We start from the raw sequence: 15873 nt of genomic DNA on the forward strand, positions 1-15873 counted from the left end.
ACTGCACACGGCGACGCCGCCGCCACCTCATAGAGGCGACGGCGGCGTCGGCACGGTTCAGCGCGTGGGGACTACTCCCACTCGATCGTCCCCGGCGGCTTGCTCGTGACGTCGAGCACGACCCGGTTGACGTCCGCCACCTCGTTGGTGATCCGCGTCGAGATCTTGGCGAGCACGTCGTACGGCATGCGCGTCCAGTCCGCCGTCATGGCGTCCTCGGAGGACACGGGGCGCAGCACGATCGGGTGGCCGTAGGTGCGGCCGTCGCCCTGCACGCCCACCGAGCGCACGTCGGCGAGCAGCACGACCGGGCACTGCCAGATCTCACGGTCGAGACCGGCCGCCGAGAGCTCCTCGCGGGCGATCGCGTCGGCGTCACGGAGCAGGTCCAGGCGCTCCTTGGTGACCTCGCCGACGATGCGGATGCCGAGGCCGGGGCCGGGGAACGGCTGGCGCTGGACGATCTCCTCCGGGAGACCCAGCTCCTGGCCGACCATCCGGACCTCGTCCTTGAACAGCTGGCGCAGCGGCTCGACGAGCTCGAACTCGATGTCGTCGGGGAGGCCGCCCACGTTGTGGTGCGACTTGATGTTGGCGGTGCCGGTGCCGCCGCCGGACTCGACGACGTCCGGGTACAGGGTGCCCTGGACCAGGAACGCGACCGCGGGGCCCTCCTCCTGGAGGATCTCCAGCTGGGCCTGCTCGAAGACGCGGATGAACTCGCGGCCGATGATCTTCCGCTTGGTCTCCGGGTCGGAGACGCCGGACAGCGCGTCCAGGAAGCGCTTCTCGGCGTCGACGACGACCAGGCGGGCGCCGGTCGCGGCGACGAAGTCCTTCTCGACCTGCTCGGTCTCGCCCTTGCGCATCAGACCGTGGTCGACGTACACGCAGGTCAGCTGGTTGCCGATGGCCTTCTGCACGAGGGCAGCGGCAACCGCGGAGTCCACGCCGCCGGAGAGGCCGCAGATGGCGCGCTTGTCGCCGACCTGCTCGCGGATCAGGGCGACCTGCTCCTCGATGACGTTGCCGGTCGTCCAGGTCGGCTCGATGCCGGCGCCCCGGTAGAGGAAGTGCTCCAGGACCTGCTGGCCGTGCGTGGAGTGCAGCACCTCGGGGTGGTACTGGACGCCGTACAGCTTCTTCTCGTCGTTCTCGAAGGCGGCGACCGGCACGACGTCCGTGGACGCGGTGACGGTGAAGCCCTCGGGAGCGGCGGAGCAGGCGTCGCCGTGCGACATCCACACGGGCTGCTCGGCCGGCGTGCCCTCAAAGAGGGTGGAGCCGGACTTGGAGACCTTGAGCGGCGTACGGCCGTACTCGCGGGCACCGTTGTCGTCGACGGTGCCGCCGAGCGTGGTGGCCATCAGCTGGAAGCCGTAGCACATGCCGAAGACCGGGACCCCGGCCTCAAAGAGGGCGCGGTCGATGGACGGGGCACCTTCGGCGTACACCGAGGAAGGTCCGCCGGAGAGGATGATCGCCTTCGGGTTCTTCGCGAGCATCTCGGACACAGGCATGGTGCTCGGGACGATCTCGCTGTAGATCCGGGCCTCGCGGACACGGCGGGCGATGAGCTGGGCATACTGCGCGCCGAAGTCGACGACGAGTACGACGTCGGGGGCGGCGGGGGGCGCTGCGGGCACGGGCGGCCTTCCGGCGGTGAAAGGGGGTCGGGAGTGTCGATTCTACCGGGAGCGGCCGATCCCCTTGCTGTACCACCGTCCGGGCCGCCCGCCCGGCCCTGCTCGTCCCATCGTCCGGGCCCGCGTTGGCCATCGCGCACGAGTGGGGCCATAATGCCTCCCATGCGCATGCACACGACCTTCGTCTTTACCTATGGCACCCGGCCCGTCCGGCTGCCACGGTCGTGCTGCTTGTAGCAACTGACAAGCGACTTCCCAGGCGCCCCGGGCCGACAGGCCCGGGGCGTTCTGTCGTTTCCGGGCCTGGTGGCCGTACGGGTGCCCCCTCACCCCAGGAGCACGGACATGAGCACCACCCCCACCATCACCGAGGTCACCGGCGCCCGCACCGAGGACGCGGCCGCCCTCATCACCGGTGCCCGTGAGCGCATCGACGCCCTGGACGACCGCATCATCGGCCTCGTCCAGGAACGGATGGCCGTTTCGGCGGTCATCCAGGAGGCCCGGATCACCTCGGGCGGCCGACGGGTCAACCTGTCCCGCGAGATGGACGTACTCGGCCACTACAGGGACGCCCTCGGCAAGCCCGGCACGGCCCTCGCGATGACGCTCCTGGAGCTGTGCAGGGGCCGCGTCTGAGGCCGGGCGGCTCCCCCGGAGGCACCCGCACCCGCGGACCTTCCGGCCCCGCGGGGGCGCGTGCGTTCCTCCGGTCACTCGTACGGCGCGTGACCGGAGCGAAGGTGCCTTCGTTGGTCCCGGTGCCACGCGTGGCCCCGGCTGGGGCGTGTGACGTACGGGCTTCGGCCGGTACGTCGTGGGACCTCGCTCCAGCGTGTGCGGCCGGACGGCAGGGGACAGCCGGACCGGTCGCCCCAGGCGGTCGGCTCCGGGGACGCCCGGAGCCGGTCGGCAGGGTTTCCCGATCTCCGCACCTTGCTGTGTGCCGGATCCCTCGACGTGCCGGGACGCGTCGACGTGCCGGGATCCCTCGACGTGCCAGGACGCGTGCCGGGATTCCTAGGCCTTCTTCGGCGGAACCGCCGGAACCTCCAGCAGCGGGAGCGGCAGCCGCAGTGCGCCGAACGCCTCCGCCGGTACGGCAGGTGTCTTCGGCTCGACCGGTGCCAGGCGTACGTACGCCGCCCCCTGGGCGGGGCGCGGGTCCTGCTCGCCCTTGTTGGGCCACAGCGACATCGCGCGCTCGGCCTGCGCGGTGATGGTGAGCGAGGGGTTCACACCGAGGTTCGCGGAGACCGCCGAGCCGTCGACGACCGAGATGCCCGGGTGCCCGTAGAGGCGGTGGTACGGGTCGATGACGCCGTCGTCGGCCGTCGCGCCGATCGGGCAGCCGCCCAGGAAGTGCGCGGTGAGCGGGGTGCCCATCAGTTCGCCGACGTTGCTGCCCGCGAAACCGTTGATCTCCTTCGCCAGGAGGGACGCGGCACGGCTGGCCTCGGGTATCTGCTTGGGGTTGGGGGCGCCGTGGCCCTGGCGGGCGGTCAGCAGGCCCTTCCCGATGCCGCCCGGTTTGCGGTATGTGGTCAGGGAGTTGTCGAGGGACTGCATGACGAGGCCGATGATGGTCTTCTCCGACCAGCGGTGGTTGGAGAGGGAGCGGGCGGCGAGCGTCGGGTGCCTGACCACGTTGGCGGCCCAGCCCAGGGCGCGCGGGAACTTCTCCGCGTACGGCACCTGGAGGATGGACATCGCACCCATCGCGTTGGAGCCCTTGCCGTAACGGACCGGCTCGATGTGGGTGTTGGTGTCCGGGTGGATCGAGGACGTGATGGCGACGCCGCGCGTGAAGTCGACCTTCCTGGACCCGTCGGGGGTGCCGGGCTGCGCGCCGTGCTTCCGGCGGTAGCGGCGGTCGGTGGTCTGGGAGCCCACCAGGGCCTCGGAGTTGGTGCGGGTGAGTTCGCCGAGCCTGGCGGAGATGCGCGGCAGGTGGCCGCCGTCCTTCATGGCGTGCAGGAGGGTCTGGGTGCCGTACGTGCCCGCCGCGACGACGATGCGGCGGGCGCGGAGTATCTTGCGGGTGCCCTTGCGGCGCGCGTCGGTGGGGGCGGTGGCGACGCGGTAGCCGCCGTCGGGATGTTCGGAGAGGCCGAGGACGGACGTCATGGGGTGGATGACGGCGCCGGCCTGTTCGGCGAGGTGGAGGTAGTTCTCGTTGAGGGTGTTCTTCGCGCCGTGGCGGCAGCCCGTCATGCACTCGCCGCACTCGGTGCAGCCCTTGCGAGCAGGCCCTTTCCCTCCGAAGTACGGGTCGGGAACTTCCTGGCCCGGCCTGGCCGTTGGAGAAGCAGAAGCACAGTCGCCACCGGCGTCCTGTCCGTCGCCGTAGAAGACGCCCACCGGGGCGAGATGGAAGGTGTCGCCCACTCCCATCGCCTCGGCGGTCGCCTTCAGGTGGACGTCGGACGGGGTCATGGTCGGGTTGATGCGCACGCCCAGCATCCGCTTGGCCTGGTCGTAGTACGGAGCGAGTTCGTCCTGCCAGTCGGTGATGCCCGCCCACTGCTGGTCCTCGAAGAAAGGAGCGGGGGGTACGTAGAGGGTGTTGGCGTAGTTCAGTGAACCGCCGCCGACGCCCGCACCTGCCAGGACCATGACATTTCCCAACAGGTGCACGCGCTGGATCCCGAACAGGCCCAGCGCGGGAGCCCACAGGTAGTTCTTCAGGTCCCAGGAGTTCCTGGGCAGGGTGTCGCGGGTGAAGCGGCGCCCGGCCTCCAGGACGCCGACGCGGTACCCCTTCTCCGTGAGCCGGAGCGCGGAGACGGCACCGCCGAAGCCGGAGCCGACGACGATGACGTCGTAGTCGAACTCCTCGCGGTCGAACTCCTCGACTGCGTCCTGGTTTTGGGCAGAGCTCTCCTCGGACACGTGCACTCCTCGTTCCTTGAAAAGTGAATAGAGAGAGGCGAAAGAGGGTGGGGCGGGACGCCGACCGCCCCGACCCACCCGGCCCGCCCAGCCGCCCGGGCCGTCGGACCCGCCCTGGCCGTCAGCGCAGGCGCAGTGCCTTCATCACCTTGAGGCTGGTGGTCATGAACGCGGCGTACTTCTCGTCGTCCATCCCGAAGGACGGTGCGAGCGGGATCAGCCGCTGCTGGGCGACGGTCTGCGCCTCGGTGTACTTGAGGATGCCCTCGGAGCCGTGCCTGCGGCTCAGTCCGGACTCCTTCATGCCGCCCATCGGGGCACGGACGCTGGCGTACGCCGGGCTGTAGCCCTCGTTGATGTTGACGGTGCCGGTGCGCAGCTTGGCGGCGACGGCGTGGCCGCGCTTGCCGTTCTTGGTCCAGATGCTCGAATTCAGGCCGTACGGCGTGCCGTTGGCCTCCGCGACGACCTCGTCCTCGTCGCGGAACCGGTAGATCGAGACGACCGGGCCGAAGGTCTCCTCGGAGCAGACCGCCATCGGGGACTCGACGCCCTCCAGGATGGTCGGCTCATAGAAGTAGGGGCCGATGTCGGGGCGGGCGGTGCCGCCGGCCAGGACGGTGGCGCCCTTGTTGACGGCTTCCTCGACGTGCCGGGACACGGTCTCCAGCTGGCGCGGACCGACGAGGGAGCCCAGGTCGGCGCCGTACGCGAGGGAGTTGCCCAGGCGCATCGCCTTCGTACGGGCGACGAAGCGCTGCACGAAGTCGTCGGCGATCGACTCGTGGACGTACAGCCGCTCGATGGAGATGCAGAGCTGTCCCGCGGAGGCGAAGCAGGCGCGGACGGCTCCGGCGGCGGCCTTCTCCACGTCGGCGTCCGCAAGGACCAGCATGGCGTTCTTGCCGCCGAGTTCGAGGGAGACGCCGACCAGTCGGGCGCCGGCGCTCTGGGCGATCTCGCGGCCGGTACGGGTGGAGCCGGTGAAGGAGACGTAGTCGGCGTGCTTGACGACCTCGGGGCCGACGACGGGGCCCTCGCCGAGGACGACCTGGAAGACCTCGGGCGGCAGGCCCGCCTCGACGAGCAGGTCACGGCCCCACAGGGCGGACAGCGCGGTCTCGGTGTCGGGCTTCATCACCAGGGCGTTGCCCGCGACAAGGGCGGGCAGGCAGTCGCCGACGGACAGCTCGAAGGGGTAGTTCCACGGCGAGATCTGACCGACGACGCCGCGCGGCTGACGCTGTTCGGTCACCTTGGTGAGGACCGGTACGGCGCCGGTGTGGTGCTTGGCCTTCAGGTACGCGGGGGCCTGGCGGCCGTAGTGCCGGGCGGCCATCACAACGGCCTGGATCTCCTCGTGCGCATGGAGGCGGGCCTTGCCGGTCTCCAGCTGGACGAGGTCGAGGATCTCGGCCTGCCGCTGGAGGACCAGGTCGTGGAAGCGCAGCAGTACCGCGGCCCGCTGCCTGACGGGCACGGCCGCCCAGGCCGGCTGTGCGGTGTGGGCCCGCTCGAAGGCGACGGCCACGTCCTCGGGCGTGGACTCGGGCAGGTCGGCCAGCTTCTCGCCGGTGAGCGGCGCATGGCTGGCGGTCCTTCCGGAACCGACCACTCCGCGGGTCAGCTGGGCGACCACTTCGGGAGTGATCACATCGGCCGCGGTGCGTGCGCCTGCGGGCGGGGTGGCCACGGGGTTGGTGCCGAGGGGTGCCGTGAGGGCCTGCGAGTCCGTCATACGAGCGAGCGTATGGCCCGGCGGACGCTTTGGGTACCCGTCGGTAATGGCTTTTCACCGGCCCCTCACGACCGCGCCAGCAGCTGCTGGCACATAGCCCCTGATCAGGGGTGCTTCCCCGAGTCGAACCTAGAGATCCAAGATCTTGAGGTACTTGGTGATGTCGTTGAAGAGCTGCTCGCCCTCGGCCGCGAACTTGCCGTCCGACGGCATGCTCACCTTGAGCCGCCAGTACGCCTTCTTCTCCTTGCTGAGCAGCAGCCGCTCGTGGTGCCGGTAGCGGATTGGGTCCTTGTCGCTGTCGCTGGTGGAGTACGGCGTGTAGTCGACGACCGTGTCGAAGGACGGCTTGCCCTGCCAGCTGGTGACGCTGCTCTTGATCTCGGCCTTCTTCACGTCCATGCCGTTGGCGCCACCCTTGCGGTAGTACTCCGCCCAGGCCTCCTTGGTGGGCTTCACGTCGGTGTTGTCCAGGTCGGCGAGGGCGGTCCGCTCGAACTGCACCTGGAAGACGTAGCCGGGCTCGTAATACTTCTCCAGCGAGGCCTTGTCGTCCTCGATCTTCTTGTAGTCGCCCGGGAGGTAGATCTCCGCGGTGACACTCTGAAGTTCGCGGTGCATCTTCCAGCCCTCCGGCGGTTTGTCGCCCGCGAAGGGGTTCACCAGGAGCAGTACGAGCGCGAGCGCGACCACCAGCGCGCCGCCGAGCAGCCCGAAGCGCGCCTTCTTGCTGCGCTGCAACACCGGCGGCACCCAGTCCGCGGCGGTCCCCGGCTGCATCACCCGGGTCACGGCCGCCGGGGGCGGCGGCGCCTGTCCCGTCGCCTTCTCCAGCGCCTGGCGCACCTCCGCCGGGTTCGGGCGGGCCGCCGGATCCTTGTGCAGGAGCCTCATCACCAGCGCACCGAAGGCCCCGGATCCCCGGGCGGGCGTCTGCGGGTCCGCGGACAGGACGGCCTGGAGGGTGGCGGGGGTGTGGGAACGGCGGTACGGGGACATGCCCTCGACGGCCGCGTACAGCACGACGCCGAGCGACCACAGGTCGGAGGCGGGGCCGGGCCGCTGCCCCAACACCCGTTCCGGCGCGATGAATTCGGGCGAGCCGACGAACCCGCCGGTCTCGGTGAGCCCCTGCTCGCCCTCGACCTGGGCGATCCCGAAGTCGCTGAGGACCACCCGGTCGCCCTGCCCGAGCATCACGTTGTCGGGCTTGACGTCCCGGTGCAGTACTCCCGCCTGGTGGGCGGCAGTCAGCGCGCCGAGTACGGCGAGCCCGATGCGGGCGGCCTCGCGCACGTCGAGAGTGCCCTCCTGCAGCCGGTCGGCCAGCGAGTGCCCCTGGATCAGCTCCATCACGATCCACGGCTTGCCGTCCTCGACGACCACGTCGTGCATGGTGACCACGGAGGGGTGCTCGATCCGGGCGGCGGCCCGCGCCTCGCGCTGCATGCGCAGATAGACGTTCTGCCGCTCGCGTTCGGGCAGATGGTCGGGGACCCGGGGCTCCTTCACCGCGACGTCCCGGTCCACGACCTCGTCGTGGGCGCGCCAGACCGTACCCATGCCGCCGTGGCCGAGCCGGGAGACCAGCCGGTAGCGGCCGCCGACGGTGCGACCGGCCTCCGGGTCGGCCGGCTGGTGCTCCTGGGGCGCCTGGGCGGGCACATACGCCTGGGTGGGGCCCTGCGGTGCGCTGTACTGCGGTGGTTGGGGTGCGTGCGGTGCGTTCGGCGGTCGGAGCCCATAGCTGGTGGGCTCGTACGCCTGTCCCCCGTCGTTCGTCATGCACCCATCCTGACGGGCGCCCGCTTCCGGTTACCACTGGGGTGGTTGAGCGATGCAGAGCCGTGACCGTGTCACCACCCCGGCATCACGTGCGCAGACGGGTCCGTGACGGGGCCGACGACGGGTCCGCGACGGGGCTACTGCGTGGTGCTCCAGCCCCTCGTCAGGACGTCGAAGCGCTCCTTGGTCACGCCCCGCTCCGCCGCGGGACCGGTCACGTACATCGCGTACTCGGGGCCGGTCTCGTCGATGTAGAGCATGTCCATCGCGAAGCGCGGGCCCGGCGCCCTGCCGCCCTCCCGGAACGTGAACTCCAGTACGCCGCTCTTCCGGTCGCGGTAGGTGTCCTGCTCCAACCGCACCCGGCGGAACTGGGGCAGGGTCGTGCTGATGTTCTTCTCCAGCCGGACCAGGTGGTCGTAGGGGTTGCTGTAGTCGGGCGAGGGGTCGACGTTGATACGGATGAGGTGGCGTCCGCCGTCCGGCGTGAAGTCGTACTGGCCGGGCTTGGGGTCCACCCGCTTCCAGCCGTCGGGCACGGGCAGGCTGAAGCCGTTCCCCTTCACCATGTGCCAGCCGGCCGGAGCCTCGCCCTCCTTGGGCTTGTCCTCCTTGGGCTTGTCCTTGCCGTCGGCCGGGTCGTCGCCCTTGTCCCCGCCGCTGGCCGGGGCGTCGCCACCCTGCTGACCCGCAGAGGTGGAGGCCTGGTTGCCGCCGGTGGACGAGGAGTCGTTGTTCTTCCACTGGAGGACTCCGAAGACGGCCCCACCACCGATGACCGCCGTCGCAAGCACCACGAGCAGCACCTTCCCGCGCCGCTTGCCCCGCGGCGGCGGCTGCGTGTGCTGCGGCTGTTGCTGCTGCTGCGTGTGCTGTGGTGGCTGCTGCTGCGTGTGCTGTGGTGGCTGCTGCGTGTGCTGCTGCATCTGCCCCTGCGGCGACGTATGGGCAAACGGCGGCGTGTGCCCCGTCGAGGGGTGCTGGTACGCATGCGGGTACTGCTGTTGTTCCCCGCGCGACCCGTACCCGGACCCCGGCCCCTCCTCCCGCACCGGCATCGGCGTCGTCGGCGGAACCGGCACGGAGGACTGGAGTTCCTCCTGCGACACCTGCCGCGTCGGCACGTATTCCTGCGCCGCCCTCGGCCGCCGTCCCGCCCGCGCCTCCCGCAGCAACTGCTCCGTCTCGGCGGCGCTCGGACGCTCATCGGGCTCCTTGCGCAGCAGCGCGACGATCACCGGTGCGAGCGCTCCCGCGTTGTACGACGGCGAGGGGTCCTCCGCGACCACCGCCTGCATGGTGCTGATCGGCGAGGTCCTGCGGAACGGCGAGCGCTCCTCGACCGCCGTGTACAGCGTCGCGCCGAGCGCCCACAGGTCGGAGGCGGGACCCGGGTCCTCGCCCCGGATGCGCTCGGGCGCCAAGTAGTCCAGCGAGCCGACCAGTTCACCGGTCCTGGTGATCGTGGAGTCGCCCTCGATGGCGGCGATGCCGAAGTCGGTCAGCAGCACCCGGCCGTCCTTGGCCAGCATCACGTTGCCCGGCTTCACGTCCCGGTGCAGCACGCCGACGCCGTGCGCGGCGCGCAGCGCGGCGAGCACCTGGAGGCCGATCCTGGCCGCCTCCTGCGGGTCGCAACTTCCGGTCTCCTTGAGCCGGTCCGCGAGCGAGGGCCCGTCGACGTACTCCATGACGATCCACGGCCGGTCGTCGTGCTCCAGCACGTCGTGGACGGTGACGACGCCGGGGTGGTTGATGCGGGCGGCGGCCCGCGCCTCCTTCTGCGTACGCGCGTGCAGTACGACGCGGTCGGCCTCGGCGGCGTACAGACCGGCCCGCAACTCCTTGATGGCGACGGTGCGGTGCAGCACCTCGTCGCGGGCACGCCAGACGCGGCCCATGCCGCCGCTGCCGAGAACGTCGCCCAGGCGGTAGCGCCCGGCGAGCACCTGGCCCGCTTCCGTACCGCTGCCCGCGCCACCGCTCGTACCGCTGCTGGCGTTCTCCATGATCCGGCCCACCGCCCCGTGTCTCAGGGGCACCAGGTTACGGATCAGGGATCCGGAGGTGGAACACAGGGGCGATCACGAGACCGCACCGTGACACGTCCGTCGCCCCGCGGAGCGACAGGTCCGTCGATACGCACCGTGATACGCCCTGCGTACGGGCTACTTGTGCTGCTCGGGGTGCTAGGGGTGCTTGGGGTTGCTCATGCTGCTCGCGCTACTCGCGCTGCTCGCGCTACTTCGTCGACCGGTAGTGCAGCACCGCCGCCTCGTACACCTCGCTCACCTGGTCGCGCTGCGACTCCGGGCCGATGACCTGGATGATGTGGTAGGTCCCGCCGACGATCATCGCCTTGTTGCGCACGAAGACGTCCCGGCCGCTGCTGTCCTTCCAGGTGAACTGGCCCTCCGCCGCCGCCTGCTGACCGACGCTGATCCGCCGCAGCCCGGACTGCTGGGCCCAGGTGGAGTCGCGCAGGGGCTGCAACTCCTGCTCCTCCTTGAGCTGGTACACCATCGGGTCGCTGCCCTTGGCCTTGACGGTGTCCCGGCCGGGCACGACGACGATCTCGATGTCGTACCCCTGGTAGCGGACCTGGCGGCTGGCGTTCATCGGCGTCCGCCGCCAGTTCTTGTCGACGGCGATCTGGAAGCCGCCCTCGTCCTTGCGCAGGACGTACCCGGAGGGCAGGCCGGACGCCGGGTTCTGGGCGGGCGGCGGATCGGCGGCCGGGGGCTTGTCCTGGCTCTGGTCGTTGCCTTGGTTGTTGCCCTGTCCGTTGCCCTGCCCGCCGTTCGTGCCGTTCGTGCCGTTCGTGCCGTCGACGGGCGGGTCGTCGGAGCGCTCGGGCGCGGGCTGCTGCGGTTGGTCGGGCTGCGCGCCGCCGGACTGCGCGGGCTGGCCGCTGCCCGTGTTCTGCTCGCCGGGCGCAACGTCCCCGCCGTCCTTCGGCAGGAACATCACGGCGTACACGACGGCCGCCGCGAGCCCGGCCAGAACGAGCACCAGCAGCCACCGTCCCATCGAGCGCGGCTGCCGCGCCCCGATGCGCGGCTCCCGCTGCACGCGCGGGGCGCGCGGCGCCTGCTCGCGCGCCGCCTGGCCCGTCCTCTCCCGGCCCTTGCCCTGCTTGTGCCGGTGCCGCCCGTGCTGCGAAGCACCACGCCGCTTGCGTACGAGCTCGCCCCTGCGCCGTACGATCGGCAGCCGCGTGGCGTCCGGCGGCGACGGCAGCGGTACGACCTTGGTGCCCCCTTCCGGCTCCGGCGCGGACCGTACGAGCGAACGCAGCCAGCCGCGCAGCTCCTCGAAGTCCGGCCGCTCGGTGGGGTCCTGGCGCAGCAGCGACTCGACGACCGGCCGCAGCGGACCGCACTCCTCCGCGAAGGCGGGCGGCTCGGCGCAAACCATCTGCACCAGCTCGGCGGTGTTGTCCTCCGGGTAGGGCGCATGCCCCTGTACGACGCGGAACAGCAGCGCGCCGAGTGCCCACAGGTCGGTGGCGGGCCCGATCGGCGGCGCCAACTGCCAGTTCTCGTACACCGGACCGGCCTGCTCGGGCGCCCACCGCTCGGTCACGGCGCCGATGACCGCCATCCGGGTCTGGCGGGCGCGCTCAGCGGCCAGCGGTGTGCTGGGGCCCCGGTAGGGCAGCCCGGCGATGACGTCGTCCCAACGTCCGCTGCCAGCCGGTGACTTGACCGGTACGGGAACGGCGGACGGGGCGGAACCGGTGGACGGGTCGCCCTGGCCGACCCGCACGCGGTCGAGTTCCTGCCCGTGCCCGTGACCATGCCCATGCCCGTGTCCGGTCCCGGTCCCGGTCCCGTGTCCGGGCTCCGACTGATGGCTGTGCCGCAGTTCGTCGGCGCGCAGCGCCTCGCCACCGGCACCACCGCCCCGGGGCATGGCCCCGTGCCAGGCGGCCCCGGGGCCCGGCCCTGCGACCCGCTCGACTCCTTCGCCGGGGTTACCGCGATCGGAAGTCCGGTCTCCGAAGGCCGAAGTGGCGCTCTGGCTCGGCTGGTTCGCCAGGTACGGCCGATTCGGCTGATTCGGTTGGCTCGGCTGGTTCGGCTGATTCGCCTGGCTCGGCGGATCGCCGTAGGGAGAGACGGGACCGGTACCGGCCGCCGCGGCCCCGTACGGGGACACCGCGCGCGTGCCCGCCCCGGAGCTCGTACCCGTGCCCGTCGCGCCCGTTCCCGTACCCGCGCCTTCCGTGCCGGAACCCGCCGCCGGGTCCTGGAGGTACGGGCTGCGCGGCGGGTCGACTGGCTGGCGGCGCTGGTCCTCGGTGGCCCTGGCCGCCGCCCGCGCACCCGCCCGGTACGCGGCTATCGCCCCTGCCCTGGCCGCCCGCGCGTCGCCCGCCGGGGGTGCGGCCGGAAGCGCCGGGGCGCCCTGCGCCGACGCCGCCCCGGCGTCCGACTGGCCTGCGGACCGGCCCAGGAAGTCCGTGGGAAGCGCGGGGAGTGCGGGCCGGCCGGAGCCGGACGCACCTCCCGGCGCCACATGCCCGCGCGGCACCGGCACCGAGGCCTCACCCCAACCGCCCGTCCCGCTGCCCGTGCCACCACCGGGTCCGCCCGGTGACCCCGGCTGCGGTACGGGCGCGGCTCCCGCTCCCGTACCGGGGATCGGCGCATACCCGCACAGCGCCTCCTCGGCCGCGCCCGCCGCCAGCCCCGTCAGCACGATGCGGCCGTCGTCGCAGACGAGCACCGTGCGGACGGTGATGTTCCGGTGGGTCCAGCCGTGCGCGTGCAGCACCCGCAGCGCGGTGAGCACGTCGGAGGCGACCTCGGCGGCCCGGTAGGGGCTGAGCGGGGCCTCGGCGAGCAGCGCCGCGAGCGGCCGGGCCGCCACCAGTTCACTCACTATCCACAGCGAGCCGTCTTCCTCGAAGACGTCGAAGACCTGGTCGAGCCGGGGGTGGTCGGGGATCTGCGCGGCGGCCTGCGCCGCCTCGATGGCGCGTCGTACGGCCGGGTCGCCGGACCGGCGCGGCGCACCCCGCCCGCCGGCGGGCCGCCGGTGCACCGGACCGCCCTCACCGTCGACGAACTCCGCGTCGACCACCTCCGGCAGCGGCACCTGCCGGACAAGGACCTCCTGGCCGCTGTACCCGTCAAAGGCCCGCGTCTCCACCAGGTCGTACTCGTCGGAGGGCGGCAATGGCAGGCGGTAGCGGTCGGCGAGCACCCGACCCGCGTAGTCGTCCACGACGCCTCCCCAAAGCGCGCTTTTCCCCGCTGTCCCCGGTCGTCTGCGCCGACCACCGGGACTGACCTTCGTGACCATGGGGACCGCTCGAAACCATCAATTCCGGTCGTTTACCGGCGAATTGCGGCTGCGTACGGTCCACGGGGTCTCACGATACGTGGCAATACCCCGTCGCGAGGCAGTGTCAACGCATCCCGGTCAGTCAGTCGGCTTGAACGTGGCGAACGCGGTCTCGCGCAGCTGCTTGCACTCCGCGCCGTCCCAGCCGTCGGCCGGGCAGCTCACCATGATCGAGTAGCCGTGGGTCGCGTCGACCCGGAAGCCGCGGTTGAGCACGTGTATCCGCTGCCCCTTCTGGTCGCGCTCGAACTCCCAGTCGGCGGTCGTGGGGTAGCCGTTGTAGGAGACGGGCTTGATGCTGATCTGCTTGAAGTTGTCGCTCTGAGCAGCGGTGCCCGCAACCGCCTTGCCCCAGGCGAGGGCCGCGTCGCTGCCGGGCTGGTTGTTGAAGTCGACCTGTACGCGCGGGAATCCGCCGCTCTTGCTGTATATCCCGCCCGAGCTCTCGCCCGCTATGCCCGTCCGGCGGAACCCTTCGGGCATGGCCATCGAGAAGTGGAACCTGCCGTCGGTGACCGCCGTGAACCCCGCGGGCACCGCGCCGTCGGCGGGCTTTCCTGCGGACGGGTCGCCGGAGGGCTTGGTTCCGCCGTCCTTGCCGTCCGTGTTCCCACCCGTGCTCCCGCCCGTCCCGTTGCCCTTGGCCGGGTCGGTGCCCTTCCCCTTGTCGGGGTCCTTGTCCGGGTTCTTGCTGTCGCCGCCCGTAGCCCCGGCGGATGCGGACGTGCCGTTCTTGCCCGTCTCGCCGCCCTTCCCGGGATCGTCCTTGTTCAGCGCGATCGCGATCACCGTGCCCAGTACGGCGAGCGCGGCCACCAGCGCGACCACGAGCAGCGCCCGCTTGCGCACACCGGGCGACATGCCTCCGACGCTCCCCGGCGACATACCTCCGCCACCGGAACCGGAACCGGTCGACTGCATCGCTGCGGGCGCCGCGCCCGCAGCGGCAGGACCCGCCGCCGCAGGTGCCACCGGAGCAGCGGCCGCCGCGGCCGCGGGCATGGCCCCGGCCGGCTTCTCCGCCTTCACCGCGGCGGTCTTCCTCGCCTTGGGCGTACGGGGCGCCTTGGCTGCCGGCTCCGCGGGGACCGGCGGAAGCGGAACCACCTTCGTGGCGTCCGACCGCACCAGCTCGTCGCCGGCCGCGTCCGCCTTGTCCAGCTGGTCGAGCACGTCGCCCAGGAGCGCCCGTGCGCCCGCGTCGTCGAGCCGTTGCGCCGGGTCCTTGACGAGCAGACCGTAGATGACCTCCTCCAGCGGCCCCGCGTTCTTCGGCGGGTCGACCGGCTCGGTCATCACGGCGGTCAGCGTCGCGATCGCGGACCCCTTGTCGTACGGCGGAACGCCCTCCACCGACGCGTAGATCAGACCGCCCAGCGACCACATGTCGGCGGCGGGACCCGGCTTGTGGCCGCGCGCCCGCTCCGGCGAGATGTACGAGGGGGCGCCGACGAGCATGCCGGTGGAGGTGATCGAGGGGTCGCCCTCGACCTGGGCGATGCCGAAGTCGGTCAGGACGACCCGGCCGTCCTCGGCGATCAGTACGTTCGACGGCTTGACGTCGCGGTGCAGGATGCCCTGGCGGTGCGCGGCGCGCAGCACGTCGAGGATCGCGAGCCCGACCTCGGCGGCCCGTCGCGGCGTCAGCAGGCCGTCCTCACGGATCGCTTCGGCGAGCGACTTGCCCTCGACCAGCTCCATGACGATCCACGGCCGGTCGTCCTCGTCGACGACGTCGAAGACCGTGACCGCGCTGTTGTTGCGGATCCGGGCGATCGCCTTCGCCTCGCGCAGGGTGCGCGTGATCAGACGGCGCTTCTCGTCCTCGTCGATGGCGGTCGGGAAGCGCAGCTCCTTGACCGCGACGGTCCTGCCGAGCGTCTCGTCGACGGCCCGCCAGACGGTGCCCATGCCGCCCCGGCCGAGCACGTCACCGAGCCGGTAACGGCCCGCCAGCAGGCGGCCCTCGACCTCCTTGGAGGTGTCCGAAGCGGCGTCCTTGGCGGCTTCCGCCGCCGCCTGCTCGTCGGCCAGCGCCCCCCGGGACTCGGCGTCCCGGAACTCGGCGTCCCCGGACGGCTCGGCGTCCCCGGGCTCGGCATCACGGGTCCCCGCACCCCCGGACCCGGCTCCCCGGGACCCGGATTCCCCGGACTCGACGTCGCGAGCCCCGGCGTCCGCGGACACAGCGTCCCCGGCATCCCCGGACACGGCATCCTTCTTGTCGGACACGGCATCCTGCGTGCTCTTCCGCGACTGCTCCGGCTCGTCCGACATGCGTCCCCTCTGCGATCCCTGATCTTCGCCCCGTGCCCCGGCCCGTACGAACGCGTCGCAGACCTTCTCGGCAGCTTCTCCGGCGATGCGGCAACCCGCCCTGGCAGAGCCCCCATTGTCCCCCACGCGCAGACCGCCAACACCCCCGGGGCGCGGGCGGACAATCCGCCGCGCCCCACACCC

At 71.6% G+C, this 15873-nt stretch carries 8 protein-coding genes; 1 reads left to right on the forward strand and 7 read right to left on the reverse strand.

Going from position 1 to position 15873, the window contains the following annotated elements:
- Positions 1 to 71 precede the first annotated feature (71 nt).
- Positions 72 to 1646: a glutamine-hydrolyzing GMP synthase gene (gene guaA / locus ACH4SP_RS23545; RefSeq protein ID WP_398417508.1), complete on the reverse strand. Its 1575-nt coding sequence runs from the start codon at positions 1644 to 1646 to the stop codon at positions 72 to 74.
- 345 nt (positions 1647 to 1991) lie between these two features.
- On the opposite strand from guaA, the gene ACH4SP_RS23550 reads away from it, so the two are divergent.
- Positions 1992 to 2285, forward strand: coding sequence for a chorismate mutase (locus ACH4SP_RS23550; protein WP_398417509.1), 294 nt, complete (start codon positions 1992 to 1994; stop codon positions 2283 to 2285).
- A 381-nt stretch (positions 2286 to 2666) separates the two neighbouring features.
- On the opposite strand, the gene ACH4SP_RS23555 is transcribed toward ACH4SP_RS23550, so the two are convergent.
- From ACH4SP_RS23555 to ACH4SP_RS23580, 6 genes are all read right to left on the reverse strand, one after another.
- A complete protein-coding gene (locus ACH4SP_RS23555; protein ID WP_398417510.1) occupies positions 2667 to 4538 on the reverse strand; it encodes a GMC oxidoreductase in 1872 nt (623 codons plus the stop codon).
- 121 nt (positions 4539 to 4659) lie between these two features.
- The gene (locus tag ACH4SP_RS23560) at positions 4660 to 6276 is read right to left on the reverse strand and encodes a succinic semialdehyde dehydrogenase (protein WP_398417511.1); all 1617 of its coding nucleotides are present in this window, start codon (positions 6274 to 6276) and stop codon (positions 4660 to 4662) included.
- Positions 6277 to 6405: 129 nt separating this feature from the next.
- Positions 6406 to 8061: a serine/threonine-protein kinase gene (locus ACH4SP_RS23565; RefSeq protein WP_398417512.1), complete on the reverse strand. Its 1656-nt coding sequence runs from the start codon at positions 8059 to 8061 to the stop codon at positions 6406 to 6408.
- A 137-nt stretch (positions 8062 to 8198) separates the two neighbouring features.
- Positions 8199 to 10070 (reverse strand): serine/threonine-protein kinase, encoded by a 1872-nt coding sequence (locus ACH4SP_RS23570; protein WP_398417513.1) that lies wholly within the window; start codon positions 10068 to 10070, stop codon positions 8199 to 8201.
- 232 nt (positions 10071 to 10302) lie between these two features.
- Positions 10303 to 13293, reverse strand: coding sequence for a protein kinase (locus ACH4SP_RS23575; protein ID WP_398417514.1), 2991 nt, complete (start codon positions 13291 to 13293; stop codon positions 10303 to 10305).
- Positions 13294 to 13491: 198 nt separating this feature from the next.
- Positions 13492 to 15690: a serine/threonine-protein kinase gene (locus tag ACH4SP_RS23580; RefSeq protein WP_398417515.1), complete on the reverse strand. Its 2199-nt coding sequence runs from the start codon at positions 15688 to 15690 to the stop codon at positions 13492 to 13494.
- Positions 15691 to 15873 lie beyond the last annotated feature (183 nt).

Origin of the sequence: Streptomyces sp. NPDC021093 (assembly GCF_044333135.1) — a bacterium.
In the GTDB taxonomy this organism is placed as follows: Bacteria; Actinomycetota; Actinomycetes; order Streptomycetales; family Streptomycetaceae; genus Streptomyces.